The following is a 22,222-nucleotide window of genomic DNA, read 5'->3' as shown; positions in this document are numbered from 1 at the left end:
CAAATCCTTAACCTTCATGCTCATTTTCAAGTGATTTTTCGGCTTCTTGTACCAAGCTTAGAAAGTCTTTTAGCACAGCATCATCAGTGGCATAACCTTGCTTTTGCCAAATTTGTTCAAAGAGTTTTTTTGGCGTTGGTGGTTCTAAACTAATTTGAGATTGTTCATTGCCCGATTTTTCAGAAGCTAAATATTGTCGAGAAATTCGCACTAAGCGGTAGCGATCTTTTGGTAAAGCATCTTCAAATTGTTGTCTTAAATTCGGTTGTGGTGGCACAGCGGTATGATACTCAATATCGACATATTCACGATGGTCAATATTGTCAATTTCACCACTTGGCAAGGCTTTGAGTTTAACAAAAACTTCGGTTAATTCCCCTTTGATTTTATGCAGTTGCACACTGCGAGGAATAAAAATCGGTTCATATTTAAAACGAGATTCATCCGTTTTTTTCGGATCAATGGTGACTTCAACGATTTGATGTTTATAGTTGATTTCACTAAATGAAAGTGGAATCGGAGAACCACTATAACGGATATGATCTTTGCCCACTTTTTGCGGTTTATGCAAATGCCCAAGCGCAACATAGTCGATCACATCATCAAACAGGGCAGTGGAAAGTGCCTCTTCATTGCCAATAATAATTGGGCGTTCTGAGTCCGACGTTTCGCCACCTTGCATGTGTGCATGTGACATCAAAATCAAGGCTTGATCAGCTGTTTTTCGTTTGATTGCTTCGGCAATAATCTGTTGATGTAAATAAGCAATTGCGTTTTGGTTGTTGGTGGTTTGCTCATTGAAACCTGTAATTTCAGCAGGACGTAAAAAGGGTAGAGCTAAGCACCAAGCAACAATTTTTTTATTTTCATCATTTTTTGTATCATAAATAGGAATAAGTAAACGGTCTAAATCAATTGAACCTTCATTATTTTTGTGGATCACACCGACAGTTTTAGCATTGTATTTTTCAAGTAAAGGTTCAACTTGTTCAATGCGATAACCCGAATCATGATTCCCTGCAATCATCAAGGTTTGTATGTGTGGGGCGAGGTCATGTGCATCGGCGAGGAATTGATAAAGTTGTTTTTGTGCAGCAGATGCGGGGTTGATGACATCGAAAATATCACCTGCAATGAGTAAAGCATGCGGTTGTTTTTCTTTGATTTGCTCAAGTAACCATGCCAAAAATTGCTCATGTTCATAGTGACGGGAATGGTTATAGAAAAATTGTCCCAAATGCCAGTCGGAAGTATGAAGAAAGCGTACAGTCATGTGAATTCAAGTGTTTGAAATGCTATATATAATTTAGCATGTTTTCTATGAGTCGAGTTTGCCAATATTTTATATGCCACAGCTTTGATCGTTTAAATTAAAGATTTAAAATTGATCCTACATTTGGATTGATTTGTACCCATCCAAAAAAAAAGTTTAAGTTCTAAATGCATTTTATACTCTAATGATTACTTTTCAGTGTGATTTTCCCTCGGATATTCCAAAATGCGTGGAAAATGAAAATCAAAATTGTCCAAAGCATATTTGTATAACTGCGCAGGGCGTTTGCCTGCAATTTTGGATTGATCTGTTTCTTCAACCGCACCCGCTTCAATCATACGACGTCTAAAGGATTTTTTCTCCAAACTTTGCCCTAAAATGATTTCATAAATCTGCTGTAATTCAGTCAGGGTAAAGAGTTCAGGCATTAAACTCGCAGGCAGTGCTGTATAACGAGCTTTACTGCTTAGACGCTCTACCGCCAAATCCAAAAGCTGTAAATGATCAAAGGCTAAATCCAATTTTTTAGCATCGGCAATAGAAAACCATTCACTATACTCGGTTTGCTTTTGCTCGGTCTGTTCATTGGCAACGCGTTGAAAGGCTTTAAAATCAATCAGCGCAAAATACAAAGATGTCACTGCCCACCCCCGTGGGTCACGTGTAGCATTGCCAACAGTCGCGACTTGTTCCAAATGTGGTGACTGAAGTCCTGTTTTTTCCACCAATTTACGATGAGCAGAAGCCATCAAATCGGTATCTTTCGACAAATCGACAAAACCACCCGGCAAAGCCCATTGATCTTTTTGAGGAAAGTTAGAACGTTTGATCAGCAACACTTGCAGTTGACCTGCATCAACAGAAAAAATTGCCATATCCACCGTGAACAAAGGTGCATCAAAGTCTTTTTTATTATAGTTGTATAAAAAATCCTGTTCAGATGTAAACATCACGGTCTGGCTCGCTTTATTTTTAACGTGGATGAGTATTCGGATTATTACAGGGTAGGGGGATATTCGCCAAGTATTTTCCAACTTGTTTGTTTGAAACCGAGTCTTTATGATGTCGATTCATAGATAAATTTAATAAGAACAGACAATGAGCACTAAAACGTTATTTATCTCAGTATTATGTTGCGTTTCGACTTTAACCTTTGCAGATAAAACCATTCAACCTGTGATCAATGGTAAAACATATCATTCATTTGATTTGAATCTAAAAACACTACCAAAGCCCATAAAAGTGATTAAAGGTGAGCCAGATGAATGTAATGGTGGAAATTTTCCAGATGAACATGATTTTGGATCATTTACGGTCAATGACAATAATCGAATTCAAACCGTTCGCATGGCTAAAAATAATGCCGTAATTTTCTATGGTAAAAGAATAGATAGCTCGATGACCAAAGCCAATTTTCAAAAAATCTTTAAAGGCAAGATTACGTCAGATGAAGGAAATCCAAATCGTTTCAGTGCTTCATCAGAACAAGACGAATATAAATCAATTACATTTTATTTTAAAAATAATCATCTAGACCATTATGAATTGTGGGTAGATGATTGCTAAAATTTCTTATGGATAAATTTACTCTCCTTGAAACCAATTTTGTTACAAGGAGAGCATTCGCATATTTATAAGTTTGAAGCTAATCTAGCTCGAATCTCATCCAAGCGACATTCACGAATCAACTGACCATTTTCAAACACTGTTTTTAACTCGCCTTGTTGCTCTTGTTCGACAGATTGCTGATCAAATAACTCAAAACCATTTGCTGATTTTTCAACGCGCAGTAAACCTTTTGCCGATTTTTTAATCCCTGAGTCAGTGATCGGGTCTTTAAACAACTCCCGAGCAACGCCATTGACCTGTCCCCAAGTGGCTTTGACAGCAAAACCAAAAGTATCACGAGTCATGTAATTATAAGTATAACTCCCAATTCCAAACACCACGTTATTCGATGCAAAGCCTTTGGCTTCCAATTGTTGAAGAATGTTTGAAGCACGTTCTAAAGTAATCGAATCACCATAGATTAAACCGACACGTTCATTTAAAACTTTATAGCCTTTATCTGTTGTTGTACCACCAAAGATTTCCCATAAGCATTCCACAGCGCCTTTATACGCAGGGCTATCGATTTTTGCATCAGGGTCACCACACAAAATTTTAACAGGGTCGCCTGAGTCAGGACGGAACACCAGTTTTGCTAAACCCATTGCATTTGGTTGGCGACCAAGAATTTCAGCTTTTAACTCCACCGTAAACTCAGTGATCACTCGCCAAAAATCCCAAGTATCCGACACAATACTGACCACACCAGAAGGATACAGTTCAGTGATTAACCGACGAAACGTTTCAATTTCATTGTCTTCACTGCCCATACACATGACACTGTGCTCAGTTGCAGGGACAGAAACACCGATGACACCGTCAGCATTGTAATATTCCTCAGCATAATCAATCGCAGACACCGCATCTGTCCCGATAAAACTGGTTAGGTGACCTACACCTGACTGGGTTGCATCATAAATACCACTCATGCCACGGCTACTAAAATCATGTCCTTGAATTGGAACAAAATCCAAAGGTGCACCTGTTTTAATTGCATATTCAGTCAATAAACGTTTGTATTCAAAAGCAATGGTTGCAGTGGTACAGCTTTTCCATAATTCAGCACTCAGTACTGTTTCCAAATAATTCGTCAACCAAAAGAATTCAGGCAGAGTATTCATAATAGTTAATACAGGCACTTTCATATTGACACGGCTGCCTTCTTCTAAGGCTTTAATGCGAATAGGCAAATAACCTAAATCATGTAAAGCTTCAATGTGATCGACGGGAACAGCACCATCCCCCAAAGCATTGTCCATACGACGTTTATAGGCGTTAACCACTTTGTTTTTATCTTGTTGGAAAAAGCCTTCATTCCAAGTATCAATCAAAAAGTGTTTAATAAAACCTTGCAAGCCAAAGAATACGATTTTGTCATCAAAATCGGGCAACATTTTCGCCAAACGTGAAGAACGTGGTGTGAAATTGGCATAGACATATTCAGTGCCAGCAGGGTATTGGCGTCTGTGGTCTGCTTTATAAAAGTCGATTGCATTCAATGGATTTAATTTTAAGCTCATTGTTATTCTCCGCTGTAAATCTTTTCATTCATTGGGTTGAGTTGTTTTCTGTTTTGGGGTATTGCAATCAATTGTTGCTGTCAAAATGAATCACTGATAGTTTTTCATTGGCGATTTGAGGGAAACTGTCTGTTGTAAAAATCCGATCAACTTTTCCATCAAATACAGCCAAACCTTTACTGAAAATGCCATGTGTGACATAGAGCACCACATGTTGACAATTTAACTTTTTCAATTCTTCGGCTATACCAATAAAGGTTGCACCACCATCACAGATGTCATCTGTAATGACTGCTGTTTTGCCTGATAAATCAGTCGCATTCACATGTGAGTTTTGAATTTTACCTGTGACTGGATCACGGTTTTTCTCGCAATATACAATTTCAATATTGCTTGCTCGATGAGCATTGATTACATCCGCAATGCCTTGAGTACGCTGTTTTGCACCTGCGTCAGGGCAAATCAATACTGTATCTTGAGCTGTTAAAATATCTGTTAAGGCTTGGCTTTTTAAAATAATTTCACTAGGTTGAACATTAATCACTTTATTAAATAATGTGTTTTCGCCCAATAGTTTTTCAGATACCACACTATGCACATCCCAAACTTTGATGGAATGACGTTGCTTTGGAAATTGCTCAGTATTGATATTCAAAAGTTTGGTCATAATGTCGAGTGAAAATGCCTGACCTGTTGCACAAATACGATCTTGACGTGCATAAGGAAAATACGGAATTTCCAAATTGATTGTTAAACCTTGATTCATCAATACATTTTCAATCAACAAATAATCCATCAAATCCTGACTATTCTTGATTTTGGCTTGAATATAAACCTGACCTTGACGTTGCGTGAGTTCATCTGCTTCGAACTGTACGTGACGTTCTCCGCCTGAAAATTGTCTGGTCTTCACAGCAATTATTTTGTTATTTGAATCTTTAATTTGAATAGACATCTTTACATCTCTATATGGTGGCTTATGGCCTATATAAATATAGTGTCACAAAGACTATTTATTTAGCAAGATTAATTTACAAAAGATTACAGATATTGAGTGGGGAAGTTGTGAAATACGAGAATGGATTTTTAAATAATTTTTATTTTACAATGTATTATCAAGAAAAAATGGCAGTCAATTTGACTGCCATTTTAAAAGATTTAAGTCTATATGATATGGGGATATCTATTTTTTTGCAGGATTCGCAGCTTTATTGGTAATCATTTTATTGATCGCTTCAACAGCTTCTTTGGCTGTAGGCACATTTTGTTTGGCTAAAGCTTCATAAATTCTTTTTGCTTCAGGTAAATTCTGTTCAATGATTTCGCCTTTTACCATCATATTTGCCATTGCTAACAAAGCAGGAATATAGCCTTTTTGTGCAAGTGTTTGGATGGACTTGATGCCTTGCTGTACAGATTCGATTTTCTTATTTTTAAATCCTTGGCTAATGTCATACAGTGCTTTAGCGTGGATCGCTTGCATATTCCCTTTTTTAATTAAAGGATCTAACTTTTGCAGTGCCAATTTGTCTGATTCTGCTTTGTCTTCAGAGAAAAGTTGTACAGCATATTCGACAGTGGCATCGTCATAACCTTGTTTTGAGGACTTCTCTAAGTATTGGCGAACTTTGTTTTGATCGACTTGAACGCCTAATTCACCTGTTTGATAGGCTTTGGCAAGTGCATAACTTGCAACAGAATAACCTTTGTCAGACGCTTGTTGGTAGTATTGCAAGGCTTTTTTAGTGTCAACTGTAGTACCTTGACCTGCTTGAGTTAAAAATGCCAAATTATATAAAGCTTGTGCATCACCTGTTTTAGCAATGCTTTCAAGTTCTTTATAGGCTGCGTTAAAATCTTTCTTTTGAATCAGTTGTTCAACTTTTGCAAATTTGGGATCGACAGATGAGGCTTGTGGTGCTGCAAAAGCAGTTACACAAGAAAAACTGAGTAATGCAGAGAGTAGAATTTTTTTCATTGATACATAACCTTATTGAAGCATTTCTTCCTGAAAGAAATTTTGTAGTTTTCGTGGCTTCATCATAAGTGCTCTAAAAATAAGATGTAAAGCCTTAAAAGGCGTGTTTTTCTTTAATTTTTGTATGGTATTGTGAGGCAAACAGATGAATAGGTGTGAAAATGTATACAAAATATTTTGTTTTTAAATATTTGTTATTTAATGTTATTTATAAGAATATATTGTGTAGGTGACAACATCTATTCAAAAAAGTGATTATTAAACAGATGTTGTACTTCACAATGGCTTCTTAATTCACCTTAAATTTACCAATCAATACTGCACCATCTTCACCTGTTTGCAGTCGATCTTTGGTCATTTTCACTCGTAAAATTTCTTCGCTTTGTTTTGAGGTTCCCCAATCACGAATTAAGCGCACAAATGCAGTCGTCGGTCCAGTCACGATTTGCTGACGGTCACCATAATAATGTGCTTTGATGCTGTATTCACCTTTCATGGGTTGCCTTAACCAAAATGCTTCAGGACCATAACCCCCTGTGAAATCATTGGAAATTTTACCGCCTTGTGCACTATGACGATTTGAGTAATAGGTTTTTTCCTGATTCGGGTCGATCACCCACAAATCCATATCTGAATTATCACTGTCCCATGTCAGTACCACACGAATTCCCACAGGTAGATTACGAATTAATTTTTTGTCGATGTCTTTGATCGCAGGGCTGTTTGGTGCTTTGGCAATAAAGTTGTTTAATTCATCTACAGCAATTAAATGAATACCACCAAAACGCTGATCCCATTCATGACTTACCACATGGTACATGGTGCGAATTGCATCATCATATTGTTTGTTTTCTGCATAGGCCAAAGCAAGATCACGCCAAGATTGTGGCTCTTCTTCTGCCATGTTTAAAACTTTTTGATAAATCACAATCGCATCCTCATATTGTTGGAGCAACATGAGCTGCTGACCCAATAATCGTAGAACATGACGATTTTCCAGGTTTAATTCAGCTAAATTTGAAATGACCAAAACGGCTTCATCATGTAAGCCTTTTTGCTTAAAAATCTCCGCAACAGTTAAATAAAATGATGGATTGTTTAAGTTATTTTCACGTTCATCTAAATAGATTTGGTACGCTTGTTGTTTCGATGCTTTTTCTAAACGTGCGACATAGGGTGCGTCATCTTTCCACGGCTGAATCTCAATCGTAATATTTTGTGGTGTATTGCTGCTGCGTTGCTGTGCCTTTTGACTGCGGCTTTGTAAAACTTCTCTTGTTTCGGTTGTAGCCGCAACTGAATCTGTCGCAATTGCATCTGCTGCATATTCAGCAGAGACAGGTGCGGGCATTTGAGGAGCAGGTGCAACTTCAACTACAGGTGCATTGGCCATTTTTTCGGCATGACTTGGCTTGATTTTTTGTTTTGGAAAATCTTTTTCCCACCAATGTTGATGTTCTTTATATTCATCAATACTGCGGGCAAGAGCTTGCTGCTGTTTTTGCTGCATACTTTGTTGTTGAGCAGTGATGCGTTGTTCATACTCCGCTTTTAAGCTTGCAGGTGGTTGAATTTTATATTGCACATAATCATCTAAATTTTCTAAGACAATCAAAGAGGTGTTAGGCGTCACAAGGTTAAAGTCTTGTGCAAGGCTTTGAATGGCTTGTTCATTCAGCGTTGCTTGTGGCAGTAGTTGTGCGACTTTTTGTTTTGCCCAAAGTGCTGCGACTTGTTGACTGTTCAAACTGCTGTTAAAGGGCAATTGTAAAGTTTGTTGTTGCTCGCCATTGTTTAATTTTAGCTTTAAGGCGGCTTGATCCCCGACCAGAGGTGAATATTTGCCAAACACGCGCACAATTCCATTTTCAGGAAAATACGATGGAATATATAATTCACTGATGCCATTACCATCGACTTGAATTAAACGGCTTTGATCATGGAGTAGGGCATGTTGTGCTTGTTTAAACTCATTTGTATTTTGCCAAAATAGATATTGCCCATGATTTTTTTCGGCAAGTTGACGTAATTGTTGATGATCTAAGTTCAGGGCATTGCCTTGAATCGTATATAAACGTTGCTTGTCACTGAGTTGAATGTTTTGTTGCAGACCATAGTTGTCTAAGCCATCACTAAACAATAAATATTCTTGAATATTGCTGTTGTTTTTCCAGTCAGAAAGATGCGTTGCCCCATCGTATACTACATTTTCCAAGAACTTTTTCAGTGCTGACCAATCTCCATTTTTAATTTTAAAGCTTTGTGGTGCAGAGGCTTTATAACGTAACAGAGTTAATTCAACGGTCGCATTTTGTATCTTTTGAAAATATGCATCGAGTAAGGCAAGTTCACTTTGTAGATCACGTTGTCGAGCAGACAAAGACGCATCCCATAAAATGCCAATATTTTCTGGTAGCGGACGTGCTTGTGACATATCCACGACAGGAATTTCGGCATAAAAATAATCAGCATTTTTAAAATGTTGTGTAAATAGTTGGGCTTGTTGACTAGTAGGAATCAAAATATCGATGTGTTTGAGATCGGTGAGTTTTGGATTTTTAAGCGTTGCACGATATTCATTTTTTGCGTTGCGAGTAAAGGTTAACTGCTCACTTTTAGGTATATTTTCAACACCTTTTATGCTGATCTCAAGCTGATAATTTTGCACTTGATTGGCAAATTGTAAGGGTAAGCGATAGCGTTTATCTTGTGAACTCTGGCTTAACGCTTCTTGGTAACGAATACGAACCGTGCGCGTACCTTGTGCAGGAATCGGGTAGACTCGCAGCTTAAAATTATTGCCTTGAGTCTGTTCAAGCAAAGCAGGGTCTACATTACGCCGTTCAATGGCTTCAAACACTTGCTGTCCTTTGGCTTTGGGCACAGGTACAGCATCACGCATTTCACCATTGATGTCCAAAGCCAGCGCCGTAATTTGTTGACCTTCTTGCAATGGGAACTCTAAATTTCCTTCTAGTGGTCGCGTATTCGGATTATATAATTGCATTTCCACGGTTGTTTCAGCTAAACCATTGATGATTTCCACTTGTGTTTTGACACTTTTCAGTTGAATTGCTGTTTCATTTTTTGCTGTGATAATTTGAATGGGGCGTGGCATGATTTCAACGGGTGAGGTAGCAATACGAGGCTCTATCACTACGTCTTTGGCAGTCGAAAAAGTCAATGGTGTTAGGCTTAAGATTACGCAGGTGATTAGATTTTTTTTCATCGTTTTAAGTTCTTAAAAATAAAGGTTTATGATGTTTTTTTACAGCGAAAATAATCAATAAAAGTATGAATGTATGAAAATAATTTCACAGGTGTCAGAGGTTAAATATAACTGAAAAAATAAGTTTCGAAAATGATATTGTGATTGTAAAAAAGGATGGTGAAGCGTAGGTGAATCGTCACCATCCTGATAGTTTTATTTTAGAATTTTTTCTAAGTCTTCTGCACTACGAATACCTGAAATACGAGTACCATCTTTTAAGAAAAAGGTCGGTGTACCCTCAACTTCAAGTTGTTTGCCTAAGTCTGCGATTTTCGTGATGGGTGTAGCACATACTTTATGATTTGAGGGTTGTTTTTTCTCAAGTGTATAGTCGAGCCATGCTTGATATGGGTTTTTTGAACACCAAATTTGGTTAGCAATATTCACTGCATTAGGATGCAAAGTTGGAATTGGATACAAGAATAAATACACAGTCAAGTTGTCAATTTTTTGGAGTTCATGCTCAAATTTTTGACAATATGGACAGTCAGGATCACTAAATAAATAGATGACACGTTCACCTTTACCTTTGACTTTTTTAATGGCTTGGTTCAGTGGAAGTTGTGCAATGTCTATTTTACTTAAAACTTGCATACTTTCTTCTGTTAAGTTTTTTTGCTGTTTTAAATCAATGAGATTACCGACAAAAAAGTATTTTGCATCATCGGTGGTATAGACAATGCGCCCACCCATATAGACTTCATAGATATCTTTCACAGCAGATGTTCTGACAGATTTAACAGGAATATCTGGAAAATTTTGTTTAAGATTTTTTTCTACGGTTTTAATGTCTGCATGACTTGCAGTCATGGCAAAAAAGCTCAGACTCAGCGCAGTGAACCACGTTTTCATAATCAATCTCGAAAAAATATTGGCTTGATATTGGGCTAGCTATTTAAAAAAATATAGTCTATTCCTGTAATTATTTTATTGAGAAAAATTATTAAAATTTATGCAAAATCATCTAAGTAGGGTGGAACAACATCTTGTAAAATTTCAACTAGCGCGGCATCCATATAGTGATAGTCATCAGTGATATCAAGCACAATGACTTTTTTATGTTGTAACTGTTTGGGAAACTTTTCTTTGATATTTTGCTTATGCTTTTGTTCCATGACAAAAATAAGTTCTGCCCAAGCAATATCTTTGGATGACAGGGTATGTTTCGCGTGACGACTGGTACCTGCCGAGCGAGTTTTAATGCCATAGCCCACGGCAAAAACATGCTCTGCGGTGGGACTACGCCATTGGTTACGACTACAAATAAAAAGAATATTCAATTGATGGAATTCCAATATTCATGTTGAGCATTGAGCCGTCGTTGTTGGTTGGAAATTCGTGGATATTCAAAGCCTAAGCGCATGGCTCTTTTTAGTTTAAATGGTCGTCCTGCCATGAACTTAAATTTCTTTTCAGGCTTAAACATTGAGGGATGATGTCGAGCATCCCGTCGTAGATGAGTATATTTGTTTTTACGTCGCCATGCTCGGTTACGTTTTGGGGTGTGTGGTGGTGCTTTGGTTTGCTCTAAAACTAAATAGTGAGTGTCCATTATTTTAAAACTCATGAGTTGATCGGGTTCAGCAGCCGCGATAACACATGATGTGGCAATTTTATCGGCATCCTTCGCTTTAGACAAGATTGAAATAGAGGAATGACCGCTTTTGTTGCATTTTCAAATAGGTTTTTGCTGTAGATTTTGTTTAAATTCTCCTATTCAATTGAACTGTAGAGTAGAGCATGTTTATTAAAACCATTAAGCGCAATTATTCAAAAGTGTTTGAAGATGAAAGTATTGCAGATGCAGATAAAATTGATGCTTTATTGATGAAATTGGGCAGTGAATATCTGATCAGTAAAGAAGATCGGGTTTATATTTTTCAAAAAGGCGATTTGACGGCAAAATTTGATGCAAAACATGCCCGTGCCTATCATTTTAAAGACTATGTTTGTAAAGATATGAATAAGCTGTTTCATGGTTTTTAAGACAAGAATATTTACTTTAACTGAGTTAAATCATTGAGTTGAGCAGTAAAGTAAGCTTTGCGGCTCACTGACTTTAAATCGAGATATGGCACACTGATGTAGATGCATGCTTTAAAATTGTAAACTTGATTTTTAATTTATTTTAAAATTATATAAAACAATCATATAGCTTGATTTTTTCTTTTTTAAAAGAATCTTGTGATCTGTTGTTTATTCAGTTTATATTATAAAAATTCATATTGAATTAGATGAATGCAATAATGATAAAAATAGGGTCAATATTACTCATCAGCTTAATGTGTTCAACAAGCATTTTCGCTGAGCAACCAAAATTGGTTCCACATCCAATTCACCTGAAAAATGGTCAGCAATTTTCCTTAAATTTACCTGCAAATTACGAGATTATTCCTGCTGCGGAAGGCTTAAAACGTGTACGTTTTTTTGCTAAATCTCCAGACGGTAGAATGTTTGTCACCGATATGTATGACCTGTCTGATAATAATAAAGGCAGTATTTATATTTTAGATGAATGGAATCCACAAACAGGAAAGTTCAGCAAAATCACACCTTATCTGACAGGTTTAAAAAATCCAAACTCAGTACAATTTTATACAGATGCGGGCGGGCAGGATTGGATCTATATTGCAGAAACCCATCAACTCACCCGTCGTAAATTCACGCAAGGTGAAATAAAACCTTCGGCTAAGTCTGAAGTTCTGGCGACTTTTCCTGATTATGGCTTAAGTTATAAATATGGCGGTTGGCATCTGACACGAACGATAGCAGTTGGTGGCAATGGTAAAATTTATGTTTCAGTCGGTTCAAGTTGCAATGCCTGTGTAGAGAAAGAACAAGTTCGGGCAACTGTTTTGGAAATGAACCCTGATGGTTCAGAGCAGAAAATTTATGCTTCAGGTTTACGTAATGCAGTGGGTTTGAAATGGATTGGCAACTTTTTATTTGCCACCAATCAAGGCTCAGATCATTTAGGGAAAAATAAACCTGATGAAACATTTTATGCACTAAAAGCGAATACTGATTATGGTTGGCCATCTTGTTATTCAGCGGGTGGAAAAGTTTTTGCAGACCCTAAGTTTAAACGTGCCTCAGGCTGTAAAAATGTGCCATCGCCTTATGCCTATTTCCCATCGCATTCTTCTGCCTTAGGTTTTGATTATTTTGATGATCCGAACACGGATGACACGATTAAAAATGCTTTTTTAGTCGTATTACACGGTTCAACCGATGCAAAGATTGGTCATGGTTATAAAATTGTGATGATGCGTAAAGGGCAAAAACTTGAAACCTTTATGGATGGTTTTTTAGTGGGTAAAAAAGTAAATGGTCGACCTGCTGATATTTATAAAATTGATGCAAATTCATTTTATTTTTCCGATGATCGGGGTGGGGTGGTTTATTATGTGAGGAAGAAAGATTAGTCATCAATTTTAGAGGCTATTTTTGTCTATTTTCAATTACATATTAGATGCTTGTTAAAATATACTCGTAGAACTCTTAATTTTGATTTGAAAATGACTTTCATAATTGCTCTATTTGAAACTAAAAAATAGATTATAAAAAATCGAATTCCTCATGAATTGATGAGCAGCTTCCTTGCCTTTGGAGTTGTAAATTTCTTTTAGCAAAAGTTTTTGTTGCTGTTCTACTGTTTCTAAATTTTCATATGGGATTTTACGGATTGATCTTGCTTGACGGATGGGTATTAAATTCTTTCGGAAATTTTTAAAACACGTATAGATTTCATTTGAAAAATATGGGGTGGTATTGTCTGAGCAGAACTCAGATAAAGCGAGATGCAATAACCATTGATTCCTTTTAGGAGTATGTTGTATAGCATTGTTGATCGTATTTTTGTAGCTTGGATCAGGTGCTAAAAAACATAAAAAGGCGGCAATGATTTTTCCTTGCCATCCATATTTTGACATTAAGTCAGTTATGACATCTTCATCAATAATGCTCAGAGATTTATGTAAAATATAATAAAAATCTAAAGGTTGATATTTTAAATTTGGATAAGCAGTTAAAATATTGCTTAGTTCATCAGCGAGTTGAACATGATGTAATAAAAATGGAAGAGCTGTTTGATGACGAGCTAATGTTAAATAAGGTAATTGAAATAAAAAAGATAAATCAGCAGGCGCACATTTCATAATGATCATCTACTTTGGAAAAGAAGATCACGCTTTTTTTCACGTGATCTATGTTTTTTAAACAGGACGAGCCACATCACCACTTAAACTTTCAGGTAAGTCTAAAACAGTCACTTCAAGCTCAGCCAAAGCTTCAGGTCGAGCCACCACAAGCGCAATAAAACCATTTTCAAAAGCAGTGCTATTGACCACTTGAACGCCTTTATTCAGTTGCTCAGCTTGAGCAGGAGCAGCACCTGAACCTTGAATCACATGTAACCATGCTTTCGGTTTTGCTTTAAACCAAAGACGGGCAATCACTTCCTGACCCAAATAACAGCCCTTGTCATAATTGACACCACCACGTTGATGTAAACGGAGTTCTTGTGGTTGAAAAACACCTTCAATCGTTTGATCAATATAAGCTTGACCTGTTTGAATCGCAGCAATTTTCCATGCAGAGATATCAGTTTCAACGTCAGAAAAGTGAGTTGTCGTGCCATTCACTGTTGGAAAAACATGTCCAACTTGTTCAAGTTTCATCTTAGAAAAAGCACCATATTTTTTAATATGTTTGGCAAATTCCTCAGCCTGATCTTGCGTCGTTACGATCTCAAACTCTTCAGGATTACGTTTTTTAAGCCATAAACCAAAGTGAATACGACCTTTCAAATCACAAATTGCTGTGTACTGGTTTACATTTTCAGCCAAAGCTTCAACATTGACAGTGACTTGTCCTTGTAAGAATTTCAGTGCATCGACACCAATTAAAGTAAACGAGGAGAAAGCTAAATTGCTCATGAATTGCTCACTTATCTTAAATCTAATACTAAAGAATTAAGCTTATTTTCCGCTATTTTTATAAAAAATGCACATTTCAGAAAAATAAATCGAGCAATATGTTACCAAATATTTCTAAAACCCCTATTTTTATATATAACTATATGAAATATAAAAGATTTGGGAAATGGCTTTTCGACAGTGTACTATTCAGCCATTAGAACGCAGTACAAAATGATGCAAGAGGCACACGTAATGAATAACAACTACCGCAAACCCCTGCAAGGTACCCAGCTCGAATATTATGACGTGCGTCAAGCCGTAGAAGATATTCAGCCAGGCGCATACGCAAAACTTCCATACACATCTAAAGTCTTGGCAGAGCAATTGGTACGCCGTTGTGACCCAGCCATTCTCGAACAATCTTTAAAAGAACTCATCAACCGTAAACAAGACCACGATTTTCCTTGGTACCCTGCACGTGTGGTATGTCATGACATTCTCGGACAAACAGCACTTGTAGACCTTGCAGGTTTGCGTGATGCGATTGCAGACCAAGGCGGTGACCCATCTAAAGTCAATCCAGTCGTTCCGACTCAGTTGATTGTAGACCATTCACTGGCTGTAGAATATGGTGGTTTTGACCCAGATGCCTTTGAGAAAAACCGTGCGATTGAAGACCGTCGTAATGAAGACCGCTTCCACTTCATCGAATGGACCAAAACAGCATTTGAAAATGTCGACGTGATCCCTGCGGGTAACGGCATCATGCACCAAATCAACTTGGAGAAAATGTCTCCAGTGATTCAAAACCGTGGTGGTATTGCATTCCCTGATACCTGTGTGGGTACAGACTCACACACACCACATACCGATGCATTGGGTGTGATTTCAATCGGTGTGGGTGGTTTAGAAGCAGAAAATGTAATGCTGGGTCGTGCTTCTTGGATGCGTCTACCTGACATTATCGGGGTCGAGCTTGTTGGTCAGCGTCAAGCAGGCATTACCGCAACCGATATCGTTTTGGCACTCACTGAATTCTTGCGTAAAGAACGTGTGGTTGGTGCGTATTTAGAATTCTTCGGTGAAGGCGCAGACAGCATGTCAGTGGGTGATCGTGCAACGATTTCGAACATGACACCAGAGTACGGTGCGACAGCAGCGATGTTCTACATCGACCAAAACACGATTGATTATTTAACCCTAACAGGTCGTGAATCTGAACAAGTCAAATTGGTTGAAACTTATGCCAAAGAAATTGGTCTTTGGGCTTCTGATATGAAGCAAGCGGAATACCCACGTGTACTTCGTTTCGACCTTTCTACTGTAACGCGTAACATCGCAGGACCATCAAACCCACATGCACGTGTATCAACAGCTGACCTTAAAGCCAAAGGTATTGCAGGTAATTTAGAAGCGGCTAAAGCTCAAGAAGCTGAAGGCTTAATGCCTGATGGCGCAATCATCATTGCAGCAATCACCTCATGTACAAACACTTCTAACCCACGTAATACTGTTGCAGCAGGCTTACTTGCACGTAAAGCAAATGAGCTTGGCTTAGTACGTAAACCTTGGGTGAAAACTTCTTTTGCACCGGGTTCTAAAGCGGCTGCGTTGTATTTGGAAGAAGCAGGTGTATTGCACGATTTAGAAAAATTGGGTTTTGGTATCGTGGCATATGCATGTACAACTTGTAATGGTATGTCAGGTGCGTTAGATCCAGTGATTCAACAAGAAATCATTGACCGTGACTTGTATGCAACCGCAGTTCTTTCAGGTAACCGTAACTTCGATGGTCGTATCCATCCATACGCAAAACAAGCGTTCTTGGCTTCTCCACCTTTAGTTGTGGCGTATGCGATTGCAGGTACGATTCGTTTTGACATCGAAACAGATGCGTTGGGTAATGACAAAGACGGCAACCCAATTTACCTGAAAGACATTTGGCCGTCTGATGCTGAAATTGATGCATTGGTGAAGGAAGCAGTGAAACCTGAGCAATTCAAAAAAGTGTATATCCCGATGTTTGATTTGGGTGAACGTGTTCAGGCAGCAAGTCCGTTATATGACTGGCGTCCGCAAAGTACCTATATTCGTCGTCCGCCGTATTGGGAAGGGGCTTTGGCTGCGCCACGTACTTTGGCAAATATGCGTCCGCTTGCGATTTTGGGTGACAACATCACCACGGATCATTTATCACCATCAAATGCAATCATGATGGATTCGGCAGCAGGTGAATACCTACATAAAATGGGCGTGCCTGAGGAAGACTTTAACTCATACGCAACGCACCGTGGGGATCACTTGACTGCTCAACGTGCAACATTTGCCAATCCGAAATTGTTCAATGAGATGGTGGTTCGTTCTGACGGTACGATCAAGCAGGGTTCTAAGGCGCGTGTTGAGCCTGAAGGCGAAGTAATGCGTATGTGGGAAGCGATTGAAACCTATATGAATCGTAAGCAACCGCTCATCATTGTTGCAGGTAAGGACTATGGCCAAGGTTCTAGCCGTGACTGGGCTGCGAAAGGTGTGCGTCTTGCTGGTGTTGAAGTGATTGTTGCGGAAGGTTTTGAGCGTATTCACCGTACTAACTTGGTGGGTATGGGCGTGTTACCGCTTGAGTTTAAAGCTGGAACGGATCGTAAAACGTTAAAGTTGGACGGTACTGAGTTGTATAGTGTGATCGGTAATATTGCACCGCGTTCTGATTTGACTTTGGTGATTGAGCGTTCGACTGAGAATGGTCAAAATGAAATCATTAAAGTGCCTGTAACCTGCCGTTTGGATACTGAAGAAGAAGTGCATGTGTATGAAGCGGGTGGTGTATTGCAACGCTTTGCACAGGATTTCTTGGAAGGGAATGTGGCTTGATAATTTAAGCTAAAAGTATTTGATATTGTTGTAAAAAGACCCTACATTGATGTGGGGTCGTTTTATTATAGAGTAAATAAGTTGAAGCAATTAAAAGAAGACTTTAAATTTTTAAAGGACATATCGAATGAGTTTTTTCAACAAGAAAAAATCGTTAATAAGCTTATAGAATTTGAAAAATTTGAAATCAAAGGATGGGAAATTTGGTTGCAAGTTGAATTTGCAATATTTATGTATAAACATGAGAAGATTTCTGTTGTTGAAAGAGAGGTACGGTTTGAATTTGATAAGCGTATATCCAAAGAAAAAGATATCTGCTCAATTGATTTCATGATTCGTCAAAAATATAAGCAAAGTTCAATTCCTTTAGAAATCAAACAGCATCAAAATATTTCTCACTGTATTCGTTACATGCTTAAAGATATGGAAAAATATGAAAAAATCAAAGGATCTAAGATATCTACTGATCGGTTTTTATGGTGTTTAGGTGTTCATCCTAAGCCACAAGATGATGCATATTTAACTAGGCTTGTAAATGAAAATAAGTTTAGGGAAATTAATCTAGATTTCGTATATTCACAACATATTGAAGGAAGTAACTTCAGCTTTACATTGATTTGATAATGTTAACTTGATAAGGTTTCATAGAAGGGAAATATGTTTGAAATTTAAAGCTAAAAGTATTTGATATTATTAGAAAATATTCTCTGTTAAGTGAGTTTTTTATTGGCGGAAATAATGCATGTATTAGATAAATTTCTTAAGCAGGTTAGAGCTAGGTCAGCTGAAAATTTAAAATCTTTTAACTTGCTATATGATGCGTATTGTTATGGAGTTTGCATTGGGATTATAAGGCAAGAACTAGATAGTTTATTACGTGTTTCTTACTTAGTAGACCATAATAGCGGTTTTCAGTTAAGGTCGAATGCTTTGGATTTAGTCAAAAATAGTGTTGAATTTGGTGAGTGGAGATTTTTGAATGCTAATCAGAAAATGCAGAAAGTAAATGATAAGGAAATGATCAAACAAGGTGGTTGGGAACAGATTGTTTATAAGTTTGGGTGCGGTTTGATACATTTATCAAATAAACATTTATATCAAGATCTTGATCCCGTGATTATGATTGAAAATGAGCAAAAAGAAGAAATAATTCATTATCTAAAGACCTACCACCGATTTGAAAAAAACGAAGTGACTATGAATGATATTATTCAATATTTACCTGTGATTTTTCAAAAAATTTATGAGAATATTGATGCTCATATTGAGCAAATTATTTTGATCAATAATGAAACAAAAGTTTTCGAGGATTAAATTGGGACCATTAGAGGAAGGTAATGCCTGAAATAAAACCTTTCATGATTGGAGAGAGTTAATATATTTATCTTTCTGAGGAGTTTAATTCAAAGTTTCAGAGACCGAATTTTTAGATACTTGCTATGAGTCCCTTTGTGTGGAAAGGAGGTACTGAATAATAAGTTATGGCTCCAATGGAATTCATACCTACAAATTTTTTTTGTAGATGTAAAAGAGGTGAATTACTAAAATAAAGACAAGAATTCAAAGCGAACAACCCATGCCCAAAAAATCCCCCGAACAAAAAGCCGAAGAAGAACGTCGCTATATTTTAGCGTGTGGTGCTTCCAATACAGCCGAACTTGAACCATTTTTAACAGACCCGAATCAGGCAATCCGTGTTGTTGCCGCCATGAATCCCGATGCGGATGCTGAAATCCTCGACCGCTTTGCCAATGACAAATTTTGGGGTGTACGCATAGAAGTGGTGAATCATCCTAATGTCAGCGAAGCGACTTTATGCAGACTACTCGAAGCTAAAGTGAGTAAACGAGGCGTGGTTCATCACGCAGCGTATGAAAAATTAATTGAGCGAGGCGTATCCTTTGACGAGGACGGAATGCCAATATTGATGCAGAAATAACTTGAAACATATTTGACTACATAGGAAATTCAATTCATTTGAGTCTTTTTAAGCGAACAAAACAGCAAACATTGTAAAATATGTCACAAATTGAGCGAGAGTTGATAAAAAAAACGGCTTAAGTATTTTTTGCTCAAATGCCATCATCATTTGTCGAAATGACCAATAGACAAACACAAAAAACAGCCTATACTTTATTCACCATTTCTAAAAACCTATGGAGAACAAAAATGGTAATGGCTGGTCAAAAACCTGGAACAGGCTTCTATTTTTGTGTCAACTGCGGACACCGCACCTACTTAGAAATTGGTACAGATCGTTTACCACCGTGTACCAAATGCCTTGGCAATCAATTCAACAACAAGAATGCCTAAGCAGCACAAGCAAAACAGCTACTCCCTGTTTTAAAAAAAAGCCCTATTACTCAATAGGGCTTTTTGCTACCTTATCCATTCATCCATAAAAAATACAGGTAGACGCATGATGATCGAAACAATACTTAGCTTGTGCATTGGCATTGGATTAAGCGCTGCCTGTGGTTTTCGTGTATTTGTCCCATTACTTGTGATGAGTGTAGCATCCTTAACAGGATGGTTTGAGCCGATGAAAGGCTTTGAATGGTTGGCAATGCCATCGGTTTGTATTGGGCTTGCAGTCGCTACAGTCTGTGAAATTGGAGCTTATTACATTCCTTGGGTGGACAATGCGTTGGACACCATTTCTACACCTGCGGCAATGGTTGCAGGCACACTGACCACGATGGCGGTGAGCACAGGAGAAATGTCACCCTTTGCCAGTTGGGCAGCAGCAATTATTGTTGGGGGCGGGACAGCGTCAGCAGTACAACTGAGCACAGTTGCAGTACGTGGCTTGTCCACTGCAACTACAGGAGGAATTGCTAATCCTGTAGTGTCAACAGGTGAATGGATCAGTGCATTAGTGGTTTCAATTTTGTCCTTCCTTGTTCCTATTCTCGTGGTCATTGTGGGTATTATTGCCATGATTTGGGTGGTACGTTGGATTCGTTTAAAAAAGAAAAATAAGATAGCCTCAGCACCATTATAAATTGCCAATACCAATAAAGAGTTGGTCAACATATTTTGAAAAATATTGCATGATATTGATCTCGAAAAACATTTGATTTTTATCTAAAAACAGCATAATTTTTAGATAAATATATATCCATAATTTTTTTATGGGATTATTGAAAATAAAATCATAGTTCAGAGGTGATGGAATGGACATGCTTAAATTTATCATAGATGAAAATCCACTCAGTAATGGCGTCTATCAGTTACATAATGCAACGCAAGGATGTGAAGATTTGCCAAAAAATTATCATCAAATTTTAATTGGTTATTTTGCTGATGTAGAATTAGCACATAAACGTGCACGCATGAATTGGCCTAAAGAAAAAATACAAGCATGTCCAAAATGCTGCCAAAACTGAAGAAATCATGCTGAAAATGATCGATTTTTAAAATGTTCTTTTATCGGAAATAAAAACGATAATATAAGATAAGTTGTTAAAATCCACTTGTTTAATAGGAAAATAACAATGAAAACATTCGACTTAGTGGTACATACACCGAAAAATTTACAAGAAGGTGGCGATGAGTTTTTAGAAAAATTCACAGCCATTCAGGCTTTGATCAAATTTGACAGTATTGCTTGGCGGCAGCTTTTGGTACGGCAATTACAATTTAATAGTGAAAATGCGAGTTTTACGATTACAGATCTGCAAAGCCAACAAAGCCTTCGATTCACTTTAAACGCGTTTTCAAAATTAGATGATTTAGAGTTTAAAATTGAAAGTGATGTTGCCATTATCGTGCCACAAAAAGATGTATTTGGACTGATTACCCGTAAAACCAAAGATTATATTTTTTCAAAAAATTAGACTTTGCTACGGCAAGGCAGTATCTACTGTGTTTTTTAAATGCTGAATTACAACAGCTAGAGCAATTTTATAAGGACAGCCAGTCTAAATTGGCGCTTCATCTATAAATTTTGAAGAAAGAGAACTGTAGAAGATAGATAAAAATTCTGCTGAATTGAGATTTTACGCTGTAAAAAATGAGTAATTTTCGAATAAAAGGAAAAAAATTGGAATTAATCGAGTTTTTATGAAAAATATTTTTAAATTTATGCAAAATTGCCTGATCTTAGGAAATTAATCCCGTAGTCATTTGGCTACTATAAATCTCAAGGGTGTGATGGGATCGAAAAGAGTAGCCTGCTACCAGTTGCGTACAACGTGAGTGTAGTACAAATCCAAAAGATCTCGATTCGGCTTAGGACGCTATAGACCAAAAGTTTATAGGCAATAGGATTAGAACTTACCAAGTTTTAATAGTTGAAGTAAACCATACAACGTTTTCCCAAATACCCTAAAAAATTTTTAGCATAACAATATATAATCAAAAAAGTCCCTCTCTAGATCAGTCAGATCTTCGCTTGAAAACACAATATCTATATTTTTACCCTCTGCATGATTCATGGTGATTTATGCTTTTTTAAATTGAGCTTTTCGCAGATTTTAAAGTATCACTCGGCATTATATTTTGAATGCAGCGCTCACAGCGCATTCAGTGGTTATTTGAATCTCACATTAACACACTATTCAAAATCCAGTCTTTTCCCGTATAAATACAAAATGAGATTTAAGCAAAGAAAAATATCTCATTTTTAACCATAAATAACGTAAAAAAATGCACAAATTTGGCTTGAATGGGAAAAATTATTAATATTCAGAAAATCGTGAAAAATATTTTCAAATTTATGCAAAATTGCCTGATCTTAGGAAATTAATCCCGTAGCCATTTGGTTACTATAAATCTAAA

General features: G+C 37.3%; 22 protein-coding genes. 11 read left to right on the top strand and 11 right to left on the bottom strand.

The genetic code is table 11. The annotated features are described in order from the left end of the window. Positions 1-7 precede the first annotated feature (7 nt). A complete protein-coding gene (locus tag HX129_RS01190) occupies positions 8-1,273 on the bottom strand; it encodes an exonuclease SbcCD subunit D (RefSeq protein ID WP_286433190.1) in 1,266 nt (421 codons plus the stop codon). A 188-nt stretch (positions 1,274-1,461) separates the two neighbouring features. Continuing rightward, positions 1,462-2,223: an ADPR responsive transcriptional repressor NtrR gene (gene ntrR / locus HX129_RS01185; RefSeq protein WP_502872622.1), complete on the bottom strand. Its 762-nt coding sequence runs from the start codon at positions 2,221-2,223 to the stop codon at positions 1,462-1,464. 148 nt (positions 2,224-2,371) lie between these two features. On the opposite strand from ntrR, the gene HX129_RS01180 reads away from it, so the two are divergent. Beyond that, on the top strand, positions 2,372-2,839 hold the full coding sequence (locus HX129_RS01180; RefSeq protein WP_286433188.1) for a hypothetical protein: 468 nt from the start codon (positions 2,372-2,374) through the stop codon (positions 2,837-2,839). A gap of 65 nt (positions 2,840-2,904) precedes the next feature. On the opposite strand, the gene HX129_RS01175 is transcribed toward HX129_RS01180, so the two are convergent. The 7 genes from HX129_RS01175 to HX129_RS01145 all read right to left on the bottom strand — a co-directional run bounded on the left by HX129_RS01175 (position 2,905) and on the right by HX129_RS01145 (position 11,202). Continuing rightward, positions 2,905-4,401, bottom strand: a complete 1,497-nt coding sequence (locus HX129_RS01175) for a nicotinate phosphoribosyltransferase (protein WP_286433187.1) — start codon at positions 4,399-4,401, stop codon at positions 2,905-2,907. A 67-nt stretch (positions 4,402-4,468) separates the two neighbouring features. Further along, positions 4,469-5,356, bottom strand: a complete 888-nt coding sequence (locus HX129_RS01170) for a phosphoribosyltransferase family protein (RefSeq protein WP_286433186.1) — start codon at positions 5,354-5,356, stop codon at positions 4,469-4,471. 228 nt (positions 5,357-5,584) lie between these two features. Further along, entirely contained in the window at positions 5,585-6,379 is a 795-nt protein-coding gene (locus HX129_RS01165) for a tetratricopeptide repeat protein (protein WP_130074011.1), read from the bottom strand. Between the two features lie 289 nt (positions 6,380-6,668). Next, positions 6,669-9,608, bottom strand: coding sequence for a DUF2135 domain-containing protein (locus HX129_RS01160; protein WP_286433185.1), 2,940 nt, complete (start codon positions 9,606-9,608; stop codon positions 6,669-6,671). A 195-nt stretch (positions 9,609-9,803) separates the two neighbouring features. Then, the gene (locus HX129_RS01155) at positions 9,804-10,502 is read right to left on the bottom strand and encodes a DsbC family protein (protein ID WP_180046092.1); all 699 of its coding nucleotides are present in this window, start codon (positions 10,500-10,502) and stop codon (positions 9,804-9,806) included. A 98-nt stretch (positions 10,503-10,600) separates the two neighbouring features. Further along, a complete protein-coding gene (locus tag HX129_RS01150; protein WP_286433184.1) occupies positions 10,601-10,930 on the bottom strand; it encodes a low molecular weight protein tyrosine phosphatase family protein in 330 nt (109 codons plus the stop codon). After that, positions 10,927-11,202: a hypothetical protein gene (locus HX129_RS01145; protein ID WP_286433183.1), complete on the bottom strand. Its 276-nt coding sequence runs from the start codon at positions 11,200-11,202 to the stop codon at positions 10,927-10,929. The genes HX129_RS01150 and HX129_RS01145 overlap by 4 nt, the downstream gene beginning before the upstream one ends. A 188-nt stretch (positions 11,203-11,390) precedes the next feature. Here HX129_RS01145 and HX129_RS01140 point away from each other — a divergent pair, with 188 nt between their 5' ends. Continuing rightward, positions 11,391-11,636: a hypothetical protein gene (locus tag HX129_RS01140; RefSeq protein WP_180046086.1), complete on the top strand. Its 246-nt coding sequence runs from the start codon at positions 11,391-11,393 to the stop codon at positions 11,634-11,636. A 260-nt stretch (positions 11,637-11,896) separates the two neighbouring features. Beyond that, on the top strand, positions 11,897-13,075 hold the full coding sequence (locus tag HX129_RS01135) for a PQQ-dependent sugar dehydrogenase (protein WP_286433182.1): 1,179 nt from the start codon (positions 11,897-11,899) through the stop codon (positions 13,073-13,075). 111 nt (positions 13,076-13,186) lie between these two features. Here the strand turns inward: HX129_RS01135 and HX129_RS01130 are convergent, their stop codons facing one another. After that, on the bottom strand, positions 13,187-13,807 hold the full coding sequence (locus tag HX129_RS01130; RefSeq protein WP_174493225.1) for a hypothetical protein: 621 nt from the start codon (positions 13,805-13,807) through the stop codon (positions 13,187-13,189). Positions 13,808-13,864: 57 nt separating this feature from the next. Beyond that, complete coding sequence (ygfZ, locus tag HX129_RS01125; protein ID WP_174493224.1) at positions 13,865-14,587, bottom strand: CAF17-like 4Fe-4S cluster assembly/insertion protein YgfZ; 723 nt, start codon at positions 14,585-14,587, stop codon at positions 13,865-13,867. A 234-nt stretch (positions 14,588-14,821) separates the two neighbouring features. On the opposite strand from ygfZ, the gene acnD reads away from it, so the two are divergent. The 8 genes from acnD to HX129_RS01085 all read left to right on the top strand — a co-directional run bounded on the left by acnD (position 14,822) and on the right by HX129_RS01085 (position 21,279). After that, positions 14,822-17,440 (top strand): Fe/S-dependent 2-methylisocitrate dehydratase AcnD, encoded by a 2,619-nt coding sequence (gene acnD / locus HX129_RS01120; protein ID WP_174493622.1) that lies wholly within the window; start codon positions 14,822-14,824, stop codon positions 17,438-17,440. 81 nt (positions 17,441-17,521) lie between these two features. After that, the gene (locus HX129_RS01115) at positions 17,522-18,061 is read left to right on the top strand and encodes a hypothetical protein (protein ID WP_228721852.1); all 540 of its coding nucleotides are present in this window, start codon (positions 17,522-17,524) and stop codon (positions 18,059-18,061) included. A gap of 117 nt (positions 18,062-18,178) precedes the next feature. After that, complete coding sequence (locus HX129_RS01110; RefSeq protein ID WP_174493222.1) at positions 18,179-18,754, top strand: hypothetical protein; 576 nt, start codon at positions 18,179-18,181, stop codon at positions 18,752-18,754. A 262-nt stretch (positions 18,755-19,016) separates the two neighbouring features. After that, entirely contained in the window at positions 19,017-19,379 is a 363-nt protein-coding gene (locus HX129_RS01105) for a hypothetical protein (protein WP_174493221.1), read from the top strand. A gap of 137 nt (positions 19,380-19,516) precedes the next feature. Next, positions 19,517-19,753 (top strand): zinc ribbon-containing protein, encoded by a 237-nt coding sequence (locus tag HX129_RS01100; RefSeq protein ID WP_174493220.1) that lies wholly within the window; start codon positions 19,517-19,519, stop codon positions 19,751-19,753. Between the two features lie 112 nt (positions 19,754-19,865). Continuing rightward, positions 19,866-20,444, top strand: a complete 579-nt coding sequence (locus HX129_RS01095) for a DUF4126 domain-containing protein (protein ID WP_174493621.1) — start codon at positions 19,866-19,868, stop codon at positions 20,442-20,444. 178 nt (positions 20,445-20,622) lie between these two features. Further along, entirely contained in the window at positions 20,623-20,829 is a 207-nt protein-coding gene (locus HX129_RS01090; RefSeq protein WP_130073999.1) for a hypothetical protein, read from the top strand. Positions 20,830-20,937: 108 nt separating this feature from the next. After that, entirely contained in the window at positions 20,938-21,279 is a 342-nt protein-coding gene (locus HX129_RS01085) for a hypothetical protein (protein WP_174493219.1), read from the top strand. Positions 21,280-22,222 lie beyond the last annotated feature (943 nt).

This window comes from Acinetobacter sp. 251-1, from assembly GCF_030329305.1.
Lineage (GTDB): Bacteria > Pseudomonadota > Gammaproteobacteria > Pseudomonadales > Moraxellaceae > Acinetobacter > Acinetobacter piscicola_A.
This window is presented reverse-complemented; position numbering and strand designations above follow the sequence as displayed.